The 20,291-nt window shown below is 43.7% G+C and carries 13 protein-coding genes; 2 read left to right on the top strand and 11 right to left on the bottom strand.

What is annotated here, in order from left to right:
• Positions 1-95: 95 nt before the first annotated feature.
• The 5 genes from AB5Z01_RS04005 to groES form a co-directional block, all read right to left on the bottom strand.
• On the bottom strand, positions 96-1,406 hold the full coding sequence (locus AB5Z01_RS04005) for a S1C family serine protease (RefSeq protein ID WP_287216266.1): 1,311 nt from the start codon (positions 1,404-1,406) through the stop codon (positions 96-98).
• Between the two features lie 9 nt (positions 1,407-1,415).
• On the bottom strand, positions 1,416-2,837 hold the full coding sequence (locus AB5Z01_RS04000; RefSeq protein ID WP_038670254.1) for a cell wall metabolism sensor histidine kinase WalK: 1,422 nt from the start codon (positions 2,835-2,837) through the stop codon (positions 1,416-1,418).
• Positions 2,830-3,534 carry a response regulator transcription factor gene (locus AB5Z01_RS03995; protein WP_022288718.1) on the bottom strand — a complete coding sequence of 235 codons (705 nt, stop codon included), beginning with the start codon at positions 3,532-3,534 and terminating at the stop codon, positions 2,830-2,832. The genes AB5Z01_RS04000 and AB5Z01_RS03995 overlap by 8 nt, the downstream gene beginning before the upstream one ends.
• A 381-nt stretch (positions 3,535-3,915) precedes the next feature.
• A complete protein-coding gene (gene groL / locus AB5Z01_RS03990) occupies positions 3,916-5,559 on the bottom strand; it encodes a chaperonin GroEL (RefSeq protein ID WP_038670252.1) in 1,644 nt (547 codons plus the stop codon).
• A 43-nt stretch (positions 5,560-5,602) separates the two neighbouring features.
• Positions 5,603-5,875 carry a co-chaperone GroES gene (groES, locus tag AB5Z01_RS03985; protein WP_022288719.1) on the bottom strand — a complete coding sequence of 91 codons (273 nt, stop codon included), beginning with the start codon at positions 5,873-5,875 and terminating at the stop codon, positions 5,603-5,605.
• 1,097 nt (positions 5,876-6,972) lie between these two features.
• Here groES and xylA point away from each other — a divergent pair.
• Entirely contained in the window at positions 6,973-8,298 is a 1,326-nt protein-coding gene (gene xylA, locus AB5Z01_RS03980; RefSeq protein WP_022287212.1) for a xylose isomerase, read from the top strand.
• Between the two features lie 102 nt (positions 8,299-8,400).
• On the opposite strand, the gene AB5Z01_RS03975 is transcribed toward xylA, so the two are convergent.
• Positions 8,401-9,666: a cation:proton antiporter gene (locus AB5Z01_RS03975; protein WP_368365339.1), complete on the bottom strand. Its 1,266-nt coding sequence runs from the start codon at positions 9,664-9,666 to the stop codon at positions 8,401-8,403.
• A gap of 220 nt (positions 9,667-9,886) precedes the next feature.
• Positions 9,887-11,095, bottom strand: coding sequence for a carbohydrate-active enzyme (locus tag AB5Z01_RS03970; RefSeq protein WP_022287210.1), 1,209 nt, complete (start codon positions 11,093-11,095; stop codon positions 9,887-9,889).
• A gap of 315 nt (positions 11,096-11,410) precedes the next feature.
• Here AB5Z01_RS03970 and AB5Z01_RS03965 point away from each other — a divergent pair, with 315 nt between their 5' ends.
• Entirely contained in the window at positions 11,411-14,131 is a 2,721-nt protein-coding gene (locus AB5Z01_RS03965; RefSeq protein ID WP_368365338.1) for a cellulase family glycosylhydrolase, read from the top strand.
• 127 nt (positions 14,132-14,258) lie between these two features.
• On the opposite strand, the gene AB5Z01_RS03960 is transcribed toward AB5Z01_RS03965, so the two are convergent.
• The 4 genes from AB5Z01_RS03960 to AB5Z01_RS03945 all read right to left on the bottom strand — a co-directional run bounded on the left by AB5Z01_RS03960 (position 14,259) and on the right by AB5Z01_RS03945 (position 20,289).
• Positions 14,259-16,022, bottom strand: coding sequence for a glycosyltransferase family 39 protein (locus AB5Z01_RS03960; protein ID WP_287214753.1), 1,764 nt, complete (start codon positions 16,020-16,022; stop codon positions 14,259-14,261).
• 1 nt (position 16,023) lies between these two features.
• Positions 16,024-17,586 carry an NAD(P)/FAD-dependent oxidoreductase gene (locus AB5Z01_RS03955; protein WP_287214755.1) on the bottom strand — a complete coding sequence of 521 codons (1,563 nt, stop codon included), beginning with the start codon at positions 17,584-17,586 and terminating at the stop codon, positions 16,024-16,026.
• A gap of 17 nt (positions 17,587-17,603) precedes the next feature.
• Entirely contained in the window at positions 17,604-18,065 is a 462-nt protein-coding gene (locus tag AB5Z01_RS03950; RefSeq protein WP_046439191.1) for a GtrA family protein, read from the bottom strand.
• A gap of 352 nt (positions 18,066-18,417) precedes the next feature.
• Positions 18,418-20,289: a GGDEF domain-containing protein gene (locus AB5Z01_RS03945; protein WP_287214769.1), complete on the bottom strand. Its 1,872-nt coding sequence runs from the start codon at positions 20,287-20,289 to the stop codon at positions 18,418-18,420.
• Between the last annotated feature and the right edge of the window lie 2 nt (positions 20,290-20,291).

Below are 20,291 nucleotides of genomic sequence, written 5' to 3'. Positions count from 1 at the left end.
TATAATATCATCACATATTTTATTAATCCCCTAAGAAAAAAGCTGTGGTACCCTTTCTTACCACAGCTTTTTTCTTTTTTATCCATTTTTGTTATCTATTCCGCCTGACTATCTGCCACCAGACCGCCGTTATCCGCCATAAGCTTGAATTTTATCTCAAACTCTTTCTCATCACCGCTGTCCGTCTTGCGATATACCTTGCAGACGACTTCATCTCCTGCCTGCTTTCCTGAAAACAGCGACGCTATATCCACCTCTCCTGCGGTGGACTTTCCGTCTATTTCCGTGATGATATCGCCCTCCACAAGGTCTGTGTTGGCAACGTCACAATCAGGGTTTATGGACACAATACAAATGCCCGGCTTTATACCGTATATCTCAGCAGTGGTGTCGCTGACAGCATAATAAGTCACACCTATCTTTACTCTGCCTGCCACATAGCCCTTTTCCATAAGCTCCTCAATAACAGGCTTCGCCTCGTCTATGGATACCGCAAAGCCTATGCCCTCATAGTCGCTTGAAGCAAGCTTCGATGAGGTTATCCCTATGACTTGCCCCCACATATTGAACAGCGCTCCACCTGAGTTACCGGGGTTTATGGCTGCGTCTATCTGTATGCAGTTCATTATTGTTGACGAGTTTTCAAGCCTTATCCTGCGGTTCACACCTGACACGATACCCTTTGTCACAGTGCCGTAATAGCCAGCCGGTGAGCCGATAGCGACTACCTCTTCCCCTGCATTCACCTGAGTTGAATCACCGAACTCAGCCGCCTGCAAGCCCTGCGCCTGTATCTTTATCACCGCTATGTCCGTGGCAGGGTCCTGCCCCACCACCTTGGCTTCATACTCCGAATTGTCGCTTAGAACAACTTTTATGCCCGACTCCGCCGCATTTACAACATGAGCGTTTGTGACGATATATCCGTCAGCAGACATTATAACACCGCTGCCCTGACCTGCCGCAACATATCCACCCGAATTTTTGTAAACCTCTATAGATACCACAGCAGGAGAAAACCCCTTTGCGATACCCTCGGCAGTGTATCTTCCGTCAGCCTGATAAAATTCATCGTCAAGCTTCGGCTTGTCAGCCACAGGAAGCGTAAAGCTTATCTTCTCGTCCCCTGTAACAAGATTTCTCACCCAGCCGCTTCCCCTTATGGAGGTTATTGATATGGCTATTCCGATGCCTACAAAAAGCACCATAAAGCACAGCCTTGCAACTGCATGGCGCATACGCTCTCTGTGGCGGCTTCTTTTTCTTGCCGAATCAACAGCCGACCAAAAATCTTCGTCCACCTTGTGAGCGGCTACCGCTCCCTCAGGCAGCTTGTAATGCCCATTTTCTTGGGCTGTATCTTCATTTTCATCATGCAGACAAGGCTGCTCTTCAAACTGCTCCATATGAGCCTCCTAGTCGCCCTCCGCCTTGTTAGGCAGCGTGAACACAAATTCCGTATACTCGTTCTTAACGCTTCGTACCATTATCTTGCCCCCGTGGAGCTTTATGATAGAACGCACGATATTAAGTCCCAATCCAACGCCCGTCTTGTCAAGTCCTCTTGACTTATCGGTCTTATAAAACCTGTCAAACACCAGCGGAAGCTCGTCCTCAGACAGACCCTCGCCGCTGTTTCTGATAGAAATGCTCGTCATGTTGCCCTCTGGCTCAAAGTGGAACTCTATATAACCGCCCTTGTCAACGAACTTTATGGCATTCTCTATCAAGTTATACATGACCTGATGCACAAGGTCATTATCCGCATAAAGGGTCACTCTGTCAACGTCAAGACCCCTTATCTCTATCTGCTTTTCCTCAAGCCTTGGCTCAAAAGTCACAAGGGTATCGACTATCGGCTCAAGTACAGAGAAATACTGCAAATTAGGTTTAAGCTCGCCTGCCTCGATCTTTGCAAGATTGAGCATACTTCTTACGAGCCTTGCAAGTCTGTGTACCTCAGAGGAAATTATCTTAAGATAATATCTCTCCTGCTCCTTTGGTATGGTGCCGTCAAGCAGACCGTCCACAAAACCGCCTATAGACGTCATAGGCGTTCTAAGCTCATGAGAAACGTTCGCAAGGAAGCTATTTCGCATGGTGTCATAGCTTTTCAGGCTGGCAGCCATATCGTTGAAAGCGTTGCTGAGCTGTTCAAGCTCCGAGGTAGAATAATCAGGCAGCGTGACAGAAAAATCTCCTGCTCCTATCTTCTTTGACACCTCCGCTATCTCCTTTATAGGCTCTGTAAGCTTCAGCGTCATGAAATATACCAGAAACATTACTATGACCAAAACTATTATAGCGGAAACTATAAATATTTCCATTATGTTGTAGGTGTAGTCGTCCTGAGCCGCCTTTGAACTGAATGCAAGCACATAATATTCAGGTCCATTCGCTTTGAACGACTTACCTATCACATGATATATAGCATCGAAAGCTCCTCCGAGATCCGAATAAACATACTCGCAATTGTCAGAAAAAGCTTCAAGCTCATGGACAGATATATTATGAGGGCTGCACACAGGATCTTTACTGGAGTTCACAAGCACTGCTCCCGTAGAGTCGCACAAGATAAAATCAGCGTTGCACGCCATTGAATACTGCATCATCTCATCTGTCACCGACTTTTTCCAGTCGGCAGGCTGAGCCAGCATTTCTTCCTGCGTATATAAAGCAAGAGCCTTGGTGTTTTTCTCCAACAGGCTCTTTTTTTCGTCAATAAAATACCTTGAAGAAACCAGCAGTAATACCGTTCCTAAGCACACAAAGCTTATAAGTATTACTGCTGAACAAATTACAAAGTATTTAAAGAATATGCTTTTACGATTACTCATGCGGTGTTTCAGCGACTTCAAACTTGTATCCTACGCCCCATACAGTTTTAAGTGCCCACTTGTCAGAAACGCCCTCAAGCTTCTCACGCAGACGCTTAACGTGAACGTCGATAGTTCTCGAATCGCCGTAATATTCAAAGCCCCATACCTCATCAAGGAGCTGATCTCTTGTATAAACTCTGTTCGGATTTGAAGCAAGGTGGAACAGAAGCTCAAGCTCCTTCGGCGGTGTGTCAAGCACCTGACCGTTTACTCTCAGCTCATATCTTGTCATATTAACTGAAAGCTTGTCATACTTGACTTCCTTTATCTCAGCTTCGCCTGATGACTGGCCAACTCTTCTGTATACAGCCTTTATTCTTGCGATAACTTCCTTTGTATCGAAAGGCTTTACGATATAGTCGTCAGCTCCAAGCTCCAGACCAAGCACCTTATCAAATGTTTCTACCTTTGCGGTTATCATGATGATAGGCACGTTGGACTTCTTTCTTATCTCACGGCATACCTGCCAGCCGTCTATACCAGGCAGCATAATGTCAAGCAGTATGATGTCAGGCTTAAGAGCGTTGAATTTTACCACTGCTTCCTCACCGTCATGTGCAAGTATTACTCCATAGCCCTCCTTTTCAAGGTAAAGCCTAAGCAGCTCGCAGATGTTCTTATCATCGTCTACTACCAATACTCGTCCAAGCGACATATTTCATCTTCCTTTCGTTTATTTACTTCTTTTCATGCCCATTATTTCAAATTTTCGCACTTCTGAAAATTTGAACAAAAGACAATAATTATTCAAATTGATATAAGTATTATAACAAATTCACAAACCCATTGTGTGAATATTTATTTAATTTTTTATTAAATATCATAATTTGCTCCAATTTTAAGCGGACGTCTGCAACAATATGTATATATTTAATTTAATTAATCAATACTTTTGGATTTTACTTACAAAAACATCGAGGATTTTATTTGATTTTTGTAAACCATGTCATAAAATATTACCCATTCCATACAAACAGCCTCCGCAGGATAACTACGGAGGCTGTAAATTATATCAGATATTAGTCATGGGAGCTTATTAGTACATACCGCCCATTCCGCCTGCACCTGCTGCTGCGGCTGCCATAGCAGCGTCAGCCTGTGGGTCCTTCTTGTCTGCAACAAGGCTCTCAGTTGTGAGCACCATTGAAGCAACAGAAGCTGCGTTCTGGAGAGCTGAACGTGTAACCTTAGTAGGGTCAACGATACCTGCAGGTATCATGTCAACATACTCAGAAGTATAAGCGTTGAAGCCATAGCCGACCTTTCTTGAACGGATTATCTTGTCTATGATAACGCTGCCCTCAAGACCTGCGTTCACTGCGATCTGTCTAACTGGTTCTTCAAGAGCCTTGTAAACGATCTGAGCGCCTGTCTTTTCGTCACCGCTGAGCTTGTCAACGAGCTTCTTAACTGCTGGCATAGCGTTGATAAGAGCTGTTCCGCCGCCTGCTACGATACCCTCTTCAACAGCTGCCTTTGTAGCTGCCAGAGCGTCCTCTATTCTCAGCTTCTTCTCTTTCATTTCTACCTCAGTTGCAGCACCGACCTTGATAACAGCTACGCCGCCTGAAAGCTTAGCAAGTCTTTCCTGAAGCTTTTCTCTGTCGAAATCAGAAGTTGTGTTCTCGATCTGTGACTTGATCTGACCAACTCTTGCCTTGATATCGTCGCTGTTGCCTGCGCCGTCAACAATGATAGTGTTCTCTTTCTGAACGACTACCTGTCTTGCTCTGCCCAGCTGCTCCATAGTTGTTTCGCTGAGTTCAAGACCAAGTTCAGATGAAATTACCTGACCGCCTGTGAGGATAGCTATATCCTGGAGCATTTCCTTTCTTCTGTCGCCAAAGCCAGGAGCCTTTACAGCTACGCAAGTGAAAGTACCTCTCAGCTTGTTTACGATAAGAGTTGAAAGAGCCTCGCCCTCAACGTCCTCGGCAATGATAAGGAGCTTCTTGCCAGCCTTTACGATCTGCTCGAGAAGTGGAAGAATTTCCTGAATGTTAGAGATCTTCTTATCTGTGATAAGAATGTAAGCGTCATCAAGGACAGCCTCCATTTTATCTGTATCTGTTACCATATAAGGTGCGATATATCCTCTGTCGAACTGCATACCTTCAACGACTTCGCTGTAAGTTTCAGCAGTCTTTGACTCTTCAAGAGTGATAACGCCGTCAGCAGTTACCTTTTCCATAGCCTCAGCGATAAGCTTACCGATGTTCTCATCAGCGGCAGAAACAGCACCTACTCTAGCTATCTCCTCAGAGCCTTCTATCTTCTTTGAGTTAGCGACGATAGTTTCAACAGCAGTATCCACAGCCTGATCCATACCTTTCTTAAGTACCATTGGATTAGCACCTGCTGCGATATTCTTCATACCCTCTCTAACAAGAGCCTGAGCAAGCAATGTAGCTGTTGTTGTACCGTCACCGGCAGCGTCGTTAGTCTTAGTAGCGACTTCCTTTACAAGCTGTGCGCCCATGTTCTCAAATGGGTCGTCAAGCTCGATCTCCTTAGCTATAGTAACACCGTCGTTTGTAATAAGAGGAGCACCGTACTTCTTATCAAGAACTACATTTCTGCCCTTAGGTCCCAGTGTTATCTTAACAGTGTTTGCGAGCTTGTCGATACCGCTCTGCAAAGCTTTTCTTGCGTCTTCGCCAAAAATTATATCCTTAGCCATTGTAAATTACCTCCGTTTATATACTATTTAAAATGCAGTGAAATTAGTCAACAACTGCGAGAATGTCGTCCATTTTAACGATAATGAACTCTTCACCGTCCAGCTTAACATTAGTACCGCTGTACTTAGAGATAAGCACCTTGTCGCCCTTATTAACACCCATAGTAACGTCCTTTTTACCAGGGCCTACAGCTATTACCTCTGCGACCTCAGGCTTTTCCTTAGCTGAGCCTGTGAGAATGATACCACTCTTTGTGGTTTCCTCAGCCTCTGTCATCTTAACTACAACTCTGTCCTGCAATGGTTTGATCGCCATGATAAGTTCCTCCTTTTATGATACCTTTTAATATGCTAAATTAGGATCCTTCGTGGTCGCACCTATGTTTTCAGCACTCTCACGATCGGATTGTTAGCACTCAGTCTTTCTGAGTGCTAATTATATTTTAGCACCTTTTTCGCAAAATTCAAGTCATTTAAGGTCATTTATGTGATTTTTGTAGGGTTGCACAATATCTATCAAGCTAAAAATTGATTTCAGAAGCATATTGTACAATTTATTGTGGGGTATTGCAGGTCTGAAATCAGATTTTCGAGTGGGAATAAATGTATTCAATGGAGGTATACGTATCAACAGTATCCATAATTGTAGGGGACGACGCCCTCGGCGTCCCGATAATCCTCACCCATTGAATTAACGGAGATTATCACAACAATGTCATCCCGAGAATAATTTGGCATCAATGATACAACAATTATGCGTTATTCCTCCGAACGGGACGCCCATTTCTGTGAAACAGAAATTGCGTCGCTCCCCTACAGGTGCGGTGGGCAAGTTTTTCGGTTGCCAAACCGTGTTGTAATTGTGGGCTTGTTCCTTCGACGGGCGAACGGTGTTCGCCCCTACAGTTTTGTTGCCGTAATTTTGTGGTTTTGTACGATTTTTATTCAATTTTCAAGCTTCAAACAAGGTGCAGGAAGTGCTTTTCTGTGCGATCAGAACCTCTCATCGTGTTCACCTAACTCACGTTGACAAAATGTTTCCTCATACACTGCTACCTTGCAGGATATTCGATTTGGGATAATACCCTTATACTTATCCCGAAAAAGGGGTGCTTTGTTGCATAAAAAATGCAACAATTGCAGAAATGTTGCCAAATTAAAAAATAAATCATTTGTTTGCACAAGTTTAGTTGTCAAAATTTGTGCAGTTATTACACAAAATTATTACAGAAATATTGATGAAAATACGAGAAAAAATAGTGTGTCTATGCAGTTATCCCACAATTTTAATATATATCAATATATGCAATTTTGATAAAAAACAGTTGACAAACGGGTGCGATTTGGTGTATTATTGTATTGTAATCGTTTAATCGTTAAGATCAAACAATAATATATTCGGAGGTCAAAATTATGGCAGAGTATTTTAAGGATATTCCAAAGATCAAGTATGAGGGCGTAAACTCAACTAATCCCCTCTCTTTTAAGTACTATAACCCAGATGAGGTTGTAATGGGCAAGACTATGAGAGAACAGCTCAAGTTCGCTCTTTCATGGTGGCACACAATGGGCGGCGACGGCACTGATATGTTCGGCTGCGGCACTACTGACAAGACTTGGGGCGAGGCTGCTCCTGAGGCAAGAGCTAAGAAAAAGGTCGATGTTGCTTTCGAGATAATGGACAAGCTTTCTATCGACTATTTCTGCTTCCATGACCGTGACCTTTCTCCTGAGTACGGTGATCTCGGCACCACTAACGCAAAGCTTGCTGAGGTAGTTGACTACATAGCTGAAAAAATGGCTGCTGACCCTACTAAGAAGCTTCTTTGGGGTACTGCTAAGTGCTTCGATCACCCAAGATATATGCATGGTGCAGGCACATCACCTTCTGCTGATGTTTTCGCTTATGCGGCTGCTCAGATCAAGAACGCTGTTGACGCTACTATCAAGCTTGGCGGTAAGGGCTACGTTTTCTGGGGCGGAAGAGAAGGCTATGAAACTCTTCTGAACACAAACATGGGTCTGGAGCTTGACAACATGGCAAGACTTATGAAGCTGACTGTTGATTACGCTCGTTCAAAGGGCTACACTGGTGATTTCTACATCGAGCCAAAGCCAAAGGAGCCTACAAAGCATCAGTATGATTTCGATACAGCTACAGTTCTCGGTTTCCTGAGAAAATATGGTCTTGACAAGGACTTCAAAATGAACATCGAGGCTAACCACGCTACACTTGCTCAGCACACTTTCCAGCATGAGCTGAGAGTTGCAAGAGATAACGGTGTATTCGGTTCTATCGACGCTAACCAGGGCGACCCACTGCTCGGTTGGGATACAGACCAGTTCCCTACAAACGCTTATGACGCTACACTTTGTATGTACGAAGTTCTCAAGGCAGGCGGCTTCACAAACGGCGGTCTGAACTTTGACGCTAAGGCAAGAAGAGGCTCATACACAATGGAAGACATTTTCCTGAGCTACATTGCAGGTATGGACACATTTGCACTTGGTCTTAAGGCTGCTGCAAAGATCATTGAGGACGGCAGACTTGACAAGTTCGTTGATGACAGATATGCAAGCTGGACAACAGGCATTGGTGCAGACATCATTGCAGGTAAGGCTGACATGGAGAGCCTTGAGAAGTATGCAGTTGAGAAGGGCGAAGTTACTGACTCACTTTCAAGCGGCAGACAGGAATATCTGGAGAGCGTACTCAATCAGATCATGTTCAATCTTTAAGCAGGGGCGTGCCCCTGCACCCATATCCGCTATCATTCGTGGCAGCGGATTTTTTGTACAAAAAAAGAGCGGAGTTCTTTGCTCCGCTCTTTGCTTTTTTCATTACTTTTCTTTTCTTGAGAGTTCCTGCAGCTCCTGTTCATACTGTGAGAAGCCCTCCACAGACTTCATAAGCTCGTCCTCAACGTGTTCTTCATGATTATCCTTAAACACAAACTTCAGGAATACCGGTGTGATTATCGTTGTTGCAACCACCATGATGATGATAGGTGCGAAAACCTCGTCGCCCATAAGTCCAAGCTTCTGTCCTTTAGCCGCTACTATAAGTGCGACCTCGCCTCGTGAGATCATACCCATTGCTATCTGCAAGCTTTCCTGATTTGTATACTTACAAACCTTTGCGCCTAGTCCGCAGCCTATTATCTTTGTGATTATTGCCACAGCAAGGAGCAAAACTGTAAACAGCACCATTTTGCCGCTCATGTTGATACCGTTCATTGTAAGACCGATGCTTGCAAAGAACACTGGTGAAAGGAACATATACGAAAGTGTTTCAAATCTGTTTGAGATATACTTTACGTCCTTTTCGCTTGAAATTGCAAGACCTGCAACAAATGCGCCTGTGATATCTGCTACGCCGAAAAGCTCTGCTACATACGCCATGAGCAGGCAGAAAACGAAGGAAATGATAACGTGACGTCTAAGGTCTTTTTTATCTCTTTTTCTCCACTTTGTGAACACAACATGGTAAACGACTGTACAGCCGATAGCCACTGCAAAGAACGCTACTATCTTAATAAGAACTGTTGCAACGTGAACGCTTGTATCTGCAAGGCTTGTGATGAGGGTCAATGCGATGATACCAAGGATATCGTCTATGATAGCCGCACCGAGAATGGCATTACCTGCTCTTGTAGAGAGCTTGCCAAGTTCTTTCAGAGTTTCTACTGTGATAGAAACTGATGTTGCAGTAAGCACAACGCCTATGAAGAGGTGCTGCAGGAATGGTGAGCAGGCGAGCTTATCGCCCTTGCCTATGCCCATTGCAGCGGCAAGTCCAAGTCCGCCGAACATTGGTACGATAACGCCAAGAAGAGCGATTATGAATGACGCTTTACCAGTCTTTTTAAGCTCCTTAACGTCTGTTGTAAGTCCTGCGGTGAACATCAGCACGATAACGCCGATTTCTGACAGTTCTGAGATGAACTCAGTTTCTTTTACAACATTAAGAACGGCAGGTCCGAGTATTACGCCCGCCAACAACGCACCGACTACCTGCGGCAGTTTCATTTTCTTTGTTACAAGTCCGAGAATTTTGGTCGAAAGCAGTATTAGTGCAATAAACAATATGTAGCTGTATTCTTCCATGATTTTACTTCCTTTCCACGCCGCCATTATATGACGTTAATGCGTAAAAATAACGATCTACAGCATTTTACTCTCTGCAAATCGTCATTGATTTTCCGTATCTTATTATAGCATTATGCCGCACTATAGTCAACAGACAGCACAATTTGTTCACAAAAAAGAGCAACAAAAAAGAGCCGCAAAAGTCGGCTCTTTTTGTGATTATTTTATCAAAGTTTGTTTATACAGCTTTTTTGCCGTTAGGGAATATCTTATCCTCGCAGATACCTGCCATTTTCTCTATAGCAGGCTGTATATCCAGCCACAGTCCACAGCCGTCGTCCTGACCGCTTGTTTTCCATGCAAACACGCCGTTCCAGCCATTGTTGTAAGCGTCCTCATAAGCTGAGGTGATGTCGAAATCGCTGTCGCTTGCAACGGCCGGGCATTCGCCTATAACGCAAGGCTTTGTACCGTCAAGGCCAAAGTCTGTTGGAGATTCGCTGAAAGGATATCCCCACATTCCCTGCATCCAGGTGTACCAATGAGTTGAATAGAAGTCAACATAGGCAAGGCTCTTGTCATACTTATCACCGCTCAAAACGGTCTGAAGCTCGCTGTCGGATATTTTGTTGCCCTGCTGGCTGTCGGAGTTATACTTTATCATACCCATTCCCACGGTTACGAGAACGTCTGAATTTGCATGGATAGCTGCGGCTGCCTTTGCATAATACTGCTCCAGATAGAGCCAATCAAGCTTGCCACACTCTTCATTTTCAACTATCCAGTCAGGCTCGTTACAAAGGTCCACAGACCAGAAATAGTCGCTCTTGCCATATCTTTGAACGAGAGGAACTATATAGTTATCTACAAACATATCTGTCTTGTCGCTGTCCTGAATGAGCGTTCTCCAAGCCTGATAATTCTGGTTCTGATCCTTGAAGTTATCAAAGGACTGAACTGTTGCCATTATATAGATCTGATACTGCTCTGCAAGATAGAACAGATTGTCAAGATCCTCCCAATGAGCTGTTGTTGCACCGTCAAATGTACCGTCTGCTGAGATAGCCATACCAACGTCGCCGTTGCAGATTATCCAGATCCTTGCGGCATTTACGCCTGAATTGTGAAGCTTCTGGAAATGATCCTGCCAGAACTCAAAATTAAAGCCTCCGCCAAAGTCGTTCCACTTATCCCATGGAGCGTTCACTCCATTGAACCAAAGCTCCTTGTCGCCCACCATGAATTTTGTTCCGTCGATCTTGACTTTCGCTGAGCCGTCGGTCGTTGTTGCATAATCCTTTTCAGGCATTGCAGTTTCCGAAACAACGGCAGAGCTGTTGTTTGATTTGCTTTCAGCCTTTGAGCTTGAGGAATTATCTCCGCAGCCCACGGTCGAAACAAGCATCAGCACTGCAAGTGATGATGCAAGCCACTGTTTAACTTTCATAAAATATACCTTTCCTTTCTTTGGACTAAAGTTCTGAACACATTTGATTATAGCACAATACTGCTCCATTTTCAATAGCAAGATCTGATTTTTTTGCAGATAATATCCTCTAAAATTTTAACATTGTATAATTATATTAACTCAAATAAATTGGCACTTTTTCATATAGTGATTAAAAATATGAACATTTGAGGTTTATACACAAAAAGAAGGTAGGTTATTTGTTTAATAAGCGTATTCTAATTTGAACAGAGATGTGGTATAATGAAAGACACTGATGAGGTTAATATTTTATATATGAAAGGACGGGAAAGAATGAAATCAGTATCAAAAAGATACCTGAGCTTTATTTTATCTCTTTTAATGGCAATGACCATATTTATTGGTCTTGACCTTGGGGATATAAATGCGCAGGCATTGTCGGGAGAGACTCTTAAAAACGCTGACACGGAAGCCATACTTGAGGATATGGGTCTGGGCTGGAATTTGGGCAACTCTCTTGACGCAACAGGCGGTTCAGGTCTTGACACGGAAACATCGTGGAGCAATCCTAAAACAACTCAGGCTCTTATAGACAAGGTAAAGTCTTTAGGCTTCAACACAGTGAGAGTGCCTGTTTCTTGGGGCAAGCACGTATCGGGTGACAACTACACTATCGACTCAGCATGGCTTGCAAGAGTAAAGGAAGTAGTTGACTACTGCTACAAAAACGATATGTATGTTATTTTGAATATTCATCATGACACAAAGTCTTCTGAAAGCGCTTCGGGAGCAGGATATTATCCAAGGTCTTCTGCATATTCAAGCTCTGAGAAATTTGTCACGAGCGTATGGTCACAGATGGCAGAATATTTCAAGAATTATGACTATCATCTTATATTTGAAACCCTTAACGAGCCTCGGCTTATTGGCACAGGCTATGAGTGGTGGTTCAACAAGTGGAACATTCCGTCAGAGGTAAAGGACGCTATCGACTGCATTAACAAGCTCAATCAAAAGGCTGTTGACACCATAAGAGACACAGGCTCAAACAACAGGGGCAGACTTATCATGTGTCCTGGTTACGACGCTTCCATAGACGGTGCAACTGTTTCAGGCTTCAAGCTTCCTACAGATATCTCAGGCAACAAAAACCGCATCGCTGTATCAGTTCACGCTTACAGCCCTTACAACTTTGCAATGAATATAGATACATCAAATGGTGCAACATCGACTTACTCTTCTTATATAAAGGACGAGCTTAAGAACCTTTTCAGCACGCTGAAAAGCAATTTCCGTGACAAGGGTATACCTGTTGTTATCGGCGAGTTTGGCTCAACGGACAAGAACAACACTGCTGAGCGTGTAAAGTGGGCAACAGACTACACTGCGCTTGCAAAAAAGAACAAAATTCCATGCGTACTGTGGGACAACAATGCTTTTGCAGTATACAACGGGAGCAGCATTGTTCTCAACAGTGAATATCACGGCTACATAAACAGAAAAAACAACACTGTTACAAGCCCTGCAAAGGACGTTATCGAGGCTCTTATGAAGCCTTACGGCAAAAAAGCAGATCTTAACTGCTCTTCAAGCGTTACCATAGTTGCGGGACAGAGCAAGAACATTGGCGCAAGCTCATCAACAAGCGGCGCTGTTCTCACATACAAAAGCACGACTCCGTCAATATGCACTGTTGACAAAAACGGAAACGTGACCGCTCTCAAGACAGGCACAGGATATGTTACTGTTACGGCTTCTGCAAATGGTTATAACAGCGTTTCAAAGGACGTTAAGATAGTTGTTTCAAAGAAGAGCCTTAACAACGGACTTATTACGCTTTCAGAAACAAGCTATGTTTATGACGGCACATACAAAAAGCCTGCGGCTACAGTTACGTTTGGCGGCAAGGTGCTTCAGGAAGGCAAGGATTACACTATCTCATACAGAAACAATCTGAACGTTGGCGTTACAACTGTTATTGCGACAGGCATGGGCGACTACACAGGTTACACATCAAAGAACTTCACTATCACAAAGCGTGCAATGGCAGGCGGAACAGTTTCAGTGGCTTCAAGCGTTTCATTCACGGGAAGCAATATTACTCCGTCAGTTACAGTAAAGGTAGCAGGCAGGACGCTTACAAGCGGCACTGACTACACAGTTTCATACTCAAACAACAAGAACGTTGGCACGTCAAACGTTTATGTATACGGCAAGGGCAACTATTCAGGCTCTCTGAGTGCTAAGTTCGACATTGTTCCTGCAAAACAGCAGATACAGAAGCTTGAAACAAAATACAAGGGCTTCTTTGTTGATTGGGCGCAGAAAGGCTCTGCAACGGGATATGACGTTGAGTATTCTGTAAACGCAAACATGAGCGGTGCAGTTTCAAAGCATTTGACAGCAAACAAGCCTGACACGCTGACAGTAAACGGTCTGTCGGGGGACAAGACATATTATGTTCGTGTTCGTTCTTACACAAACGTAAACGGCAAGGTATACTACGGCGCATGGTCTGATGTAAAGAGCATAAAGACAGCTAACAACGACATCACAAAGGCTACTGTTTCGGGCATTTCCACAAAGGCGTTCACAGGAAAGGCTATCACACAGAACGTAACTGTAAAGGTCGGAAACACTGTTCTAAAAAACGGCACTGACTACACAGTTTCATACTCAAACAACAAAAAAGTTGGCAAGGCTACTGTAAAGATAACAGGCAAGGGCAAGTATGGCGGAGTTATCACAAAGACGTTCAAGATAAATCCTGCAAAGCAGGAGATACAGAAGCTTACGGCTAAGTCAAAGGCTTTCTTTGTGGATTGGGCGCAGAAAGGCTCTGCTACCGGATATGAAATTCAGTATGCTACAAACTCAAAGTTCACAAGTGCAAAGAAAGTGACTATAACAAACAACAAGACAGACAAGACCACTGTTTCAAAGCTTTCTGCCAACAAAAAATACTATGTTCGTGTAAGATCTTACACAACTGTAGGCGGCACAAAGTATTACGGGGCTTGGTCGGCTGTTAAGAATGTGACTACTAAGAAATAAGGCTATATTGGCATAATGAAAATACCGACGGCTCGGGTTGAGCGGTCGGTATTTTTTTGCGATATTTTTCAGTTTGTGGGGAAGCTAGGCGGGCGAACGTTGTTCGCCCCTGCATGGGGTCGGGGTTTTATCCGTTGGTGCTTGCCACAAAGAAGTATGTTATGTAGGACAGGACGATAAATGCAGAAGAAAGATAGCTCAGGGTGCTGACTATGGCTTTGCATGGGGCTTTTTCGGAGCGGTTGCAAAGGTCTGTGAAAAGTCCGATATTTATAAGTCCTATGAGCATACATGGGATTATGTATCTGAAATTCATTGTGCAGATAAAAGGATATCTGATGCAGAAGTTATAATAGTTGCCTAAGATAGTGGCATAGACCACTGTGAGCATGAGTTTTTCGGTAAATCTTGCGTTATCGGTCTTTACAAAAAGCACTATGAGCATTGCGATGAACGCTATGACCGCAAGAACCAAGGCTATCCAGAAAAGTGCATATGGCACGAGCCTTGCGTTTTCAGGGAAGAAAGTTTCGTTTATGCCCTCGCCAAAAATGGAGTTTTTAAGCATTGCTATGGTAGGGTTATACTCTTTATAGCTTTCACCGCCCCACTGCTCAAAGACTATTTTGATCTGTGAGAAGCTGAAGTCTGTAAGGCGGTGTTTGGCTGTAAGGTCGCCTATATACTGGACGTCGGCATTTGAAAGGCTTGGGACATAGTTTGGTTTTACGCCGAAACGCAGGTAGTTTCTCACGCTCCACCAAAGTCCAAGAGGACAGCATATTACACCGAAAAGGCACATTTGACCCAGGCGGTTTGCCATATTCTTACGATTTTGCACAAGCGCCATAAAGAAAAGTATGGCTACGGCAGGGGCGATAAGCCCTACGGATATTTTTGTCATCATGCCAAGACCAATACAGAGGGCTGCTTTAACGATATTCTTCGCGGTCTGTTCTCTATACCATTTCAGCACGCAATATATTGCTCCCACTGTAAAGCACAGCATGAGAGGGTCGTTATTTATTCCCCCTGACATTAGGACAAGGTATGGATACATACAGCACATACCGAACGGTATGGTCAGGGCTTTGCCTTTAAGGTCAAAGAGCCTTAATATCTTATAGACTGTTATTGTTACGGCACAGACATAGAAGAGGGTCAAGGCTTGTATAGCCTCGCACGCCATATAATACTCTATGCCTATGGAAGTGCAGAATTTCAGCCATACTGCACAGATGATATGATGCAGAGGCGGGTGATAATACTGCCAAAGGGTGGTAGGGTCGAAATTCGGCAGGGCGTTGTTATTATAGATATACTCTATATAGCCTGCGTGACCGCCCTCGCCGCCGAAATACCACACGTCATTTTGTCTTGTATAGATATCTGACATAAAGACATAGGAATAGCGCAGGACAAAGCCTGCTCCTGCCAAAGCAAGGCAGGTGACACGGTCGTGGAACTTTTTATCGTTATTGAGCAACGCGACATACATAACAAGCACGACGCAAAGTCCTGCAAAGCAGATAAAAGCCGCTTTATACTGGGTATGTACGAAATAATTCACTGCCGCAAGGGTCAAAAGGGTCTTGCCTGCAAAGGTCAAAACTGAGCCTGCGGTATGCTTTCCGCTGTCATCGAGCTGTTTCAAAAACCGTCTGAGGTAGAAAAACTCTATTATCATGAAAACGCCACACACAATGACGCCGTTTAAAAACTTATAGCTATAGCTTCCAAAGCCTGTGAGTGCAAGGCATATGAACGCTGCAACTATATAAGGGTGACGGCTGAGGGTGCGGAAGATCGCCTCAAGCCGTCTGTCGCTTATGGCTCTTCTGTTCATGTCTTTCCGCAGGGACAGAAGAAGTCCACCTTTCTTTTTGTTCATATTAGTTTCCAGATTTTTCTTCGTGATATTCTTTTTCTGTATTCACGTTCCAGATATCTTTTCTGCTCTTTTTGCCGGTCTTTATAGCCTCGGCTGTTTCCATGGCGGTGAGCATTGAATGGTCCATATTATTATATCTATGCTGACCGTTTCTGCCAACGCAATAGAGGTTAGGGAAAGTATCGAGGAACTTTATCATGGTATCGAAATGCTTATAGGTATCAAAATAAGCAGGATATGCTTTCTTGACCTTTTCTCTATGTGAATCGAGGACTTCATTTTCGGAGATGACGCCCATTTTAACAAGCTCGGCGGTGGCGAATTTCACGCAGTCCTCATCGGACATATTCCAGAAATCGTCCCCCTCGGCGCAGAAATACTCAAGACCTATCCAAACTGTATCCTCAGGCTTTTCCACCATATAAGGCGACCAGTTGTTGAATATCTGTATTCTGCCAAGCTTTACGCCCTTATCCTGAACATATATCCAGCAGTCAGGGACGATATTGCCGAGAGTTGTTTTATTTGTTTCATTTTTAAGGTTGAGCTTATTGACCAGCAGACCAACGGTAACAAAGTCACGGTATGGCAGACCTTCGGCTATCTTTATAACGGTATCGCAAGGCTTTGTGCCGTCCATGCCGAGGATAAGGTCTTTGACAGGCATTGAGGAGATAAAGATATCACCTGTGAAGGTCTTTTCGCCCTCAGCGGTATCGCAGACAACGGAGGTGACTTTTCTGCCCTCGCACATTATTTTCTTTACCTGACAGCCTGTGAGTATTTTTCCCCCAAGCTCTTTTACTTTCTCAGCGGCGGTCTCCCAAAGCTGACCTGGGCCGTATTTTGGATACCAGAACTGTTCGATAAGGGAGGTTTCTACCTCGCCTTTATTCTTTGTGCCGAACACCTTTTTGAACATATCTTTCAAAAGGGCTGTGATAGAAAGACCTTTTACACGCTGTGAGCCCCAATCTGCGGATATCTCGCTTGGGTGTCTGCCCCAGAGCTTTTCGGTATAGCCCTCGAAGAACATAGAGTAGAGGACTTTTCCGAAACGGTTTATATAGAAATTCTCAAGGTTGGTTTCAGGCTTTTTGAACACGCACGCCCACAGGTAGCTAAAGCCTGCTTTCATGGTGGTGACAAAGCCCATGTTCTTTATGGTTTCGGGCTTCATTGAGATAGGGTAGTCGAAGAAGTGCTTATTGTAATAAATTCTCGACACTCTGTCACGAACGAGCATTACATTATCCTCAGTTTCAGGGTCGGGGCCGTTTTCGGCAAGCGGCTTTTCGTGGCCTAGCTTTTTATCGTCATAGGCAGGCTTGCCCTGCAAAGGCATAAGGTCTGCCCACCAATCCATGACCTGCTGATTTTTGGAGAAAAATCTATGTCCGCCTATATCCATGCGGTTGCCGTTATATCTCACTGTCTGTGATATTCCGCCCATTGCCTGCGAGCCTTCGAGTATGGTCACGTCATAGTCACCGCTGTTTTTAAGAAGCTCTATTGCCGCAGTCAGACCGGCTGGGCCTGCGCCTATAATAATTACCTTTTCCATGTGTTATCCTCTCCTGTTTAGACTTTATTTTTATCAAATATAATAAATTTTCTGCCTGCAAAGTTCCATATGAAAACTATCACTGTGGAAACGAGTTTGCCCACAAGATAATATTTATCCTGCGGGAGAAGTGTGCCGAATATGAGCTTTGAAGCAAGGATATCCTTAAAAAACCATATTATTGCGGCGTTTATGCCAAGTCCCACAACGCCCACGGCGGCAAATGCCGCAAACTCTGCAAGACGGTTTTTTATCTTTGAATTTTTGAATATCCAAAACGTACTCAGGGAATAATTCACCAAAAGTCCTGCCACGAAAGAGATAGTCGCGGCAATGACGGGGTCGAAGCGGCAAAGCTCCACAAGTGCGGTCATAATGCCGTAATCCACCACAAAGGCAAAGCCGCCCACAAAGACGTATCTGAAAAACTGTATGAATGTATTATCGGTATCACCCGAAAAAAGCTGTTTTATCTTCATTTTTTATGTTCCGTTCTGAAAAGTTTCTTGTGGGCAACACTGCAAAAAGTGAGCCCACTATATATAAGTACGTTTTAAAAAGGCAAAATGTCGCTATTTTTTTCAAAATTCTATCTTTCGCACAAATATATGACGCTGTTTTTGTACATGGTGCTTAAACACAAAGTTCATAAAGCATCAATTAATATTATACAACTTTTTCTTCATTTCGTCAAGTAAACTTGTGCAAAAACAAAAAATGGACGGTTTTATCCGTCCACTGAGGGTGTATGAAAATTTTTGCCGATCGGTCAATGACAAAAAGAGGGCGACCAAAGGTCGCCCATACAAGTTTTTTCAGAACCATTACAGGTCATATTCTGTTATGAGGTTTAAGTCTTTTATCCTCATACATATATTTATCTGCGATGTGCATTACATCGTCAAACCAGAAATTTTCTACCGGAGCAATGGCTGCGCCCACGCTTACTGAGAGGACATAGGATTTTCCGCTTCGTCTGTTCAGCTCTGCCATTTTATCCTTTATCTCTTCCTTGACCTGCTCGGCAAGGTCTGTATCAACTATAGCAAAAAGGGCAAGCTCATCTCCGCCAAATCTTCCGCAGACCTTATTCTCAATGCTCACGCTGTCGATAGCATTTGCGGCGGCTCTTATGGCATAGTCGCCTGCCTCGTGGCCGAAATTATCGTTTATGTATTTAAGTCCGTCAACGTCCACTGAGACCACCAATGCAAGCTGGTCGTTTCTTCGTGGGAGAGTTTCAAGGGCATTATAAAAGCCAGTACGGTTATAAAGCCCTGTTAGCATATCGTGACGGTACATTTCTTCGATATGCTTTGTCATATACTTCTGATAGGTGACGCTTCGGAAGCTGCCCAAGGCGGTATTTAGGGAATTTACATAGAGTGGTATTTTAAAATACTCGTTGAGCATGACAGGAAAATAGAAGCAGGCATAGCCAAGTGGTATGCCGATATAGGCAAGTGCGGAGAATATGAGGGGGACTTTATAGTCCATTATATTCTCTATATCGGGAATGATGTTGGTGCGGTCAAAAGGCTGTGGGATATCTCTATCTTCCACGGCACGGCTCCGCAAAAGTATCATTTTATCGCTAAAAAGCGGTTCTCTATTGCTTACACGAGGGTCTTTACGTTCGTCAAAGAAATCACCATTCACCACAACAGCCATATCGCCAAAAGCATACTCTTTCAGCAGTGTAGCAAGAGTCTTAGGAGTTTCGCAATTCATGATATTCACTGCAAGCTCATAGAGGACACGCTCCTCGTCCTGATAGCGGTTCATTCTGTCTCTGAGTATTCTGATATACTCCCCTGTATTTATCTGCTCGACTGATGGTTTACATCCGCAGGAATTTTCAACGGACAGATCATAGTCTACTGTATATATCTTTTCGGGCTTTTCACCAGCCAAAGCTTTACTTATAACATCAATGATGGTTTTAGCGGTATCATCATAGCTACAGCCGCTTGTTGTAAGCATAGGAGTGCAAAAATTAGCTTCTTCTGAGCCGTCAAAGCCTGTTATGATAATATCCTCCGGGATCTTATAGCCCCTTCTTTGAAACTCAGCCCCTGCGGCTATAGCCATCATATCATTTGCACAGATGATCGCTCTTGGGACTTTATTTTTTTCTATCATATCGTCCACTGCTTTCAAAGCAGGAACAGACCAATAGTCACCGTAATAAAAGACATCATTTCTGAATGGGATATCATACTCCTCGAGTAGCTTTCTGAAAACTGCTATACGCTCTTCTGAATTTTCTTCGTCTTTTCTGCCTGCGATAAAGCCTATATCTCTTACACCATGCTGTTCTATCACATGGCGAACCACTTGTTCAAAGCCTTTTGCATAGCCGAATTTGATGCTTATACAATCGTCATGCTCTACGCCAACTGATATGACAGGCTTACCATATTTGGCGGCGTCCATTCTGATTTTTGTCATTACATTCTCAGCATACACACCTTCTTCAAAGGTCACGACGGCATCTGTTATATTATAATCAATAAGGTCAAACACAGACTGCTCGCCTTTTTCAGACAGAGTCTTCCAATAAAGGTCTGAGCAGGTGTGATATACAAACAGCCTGTAATCGTTTTCAACAGCAAAATTATTAAGAGCCCGTATGATTCTATAATTACGCTCATCATAGACTTTACACATACAGACCGCAATTATTTTGATGTTACCGATCATAC

It is taken from the genome of Ruminococcus sp. RTP21359st1_H3_RTP21359_211015 (genome assembly GCF_040909065.1).
Lineage (GTDB): Bacteria > Bacillota > Clostridia > Oscillospirales > Ruminococcaceae > Hominimerdicola > Hominimerdicola aceti.
This window is presented reverse-complemented; position numbering and strand designations above follow the sequence as displayed.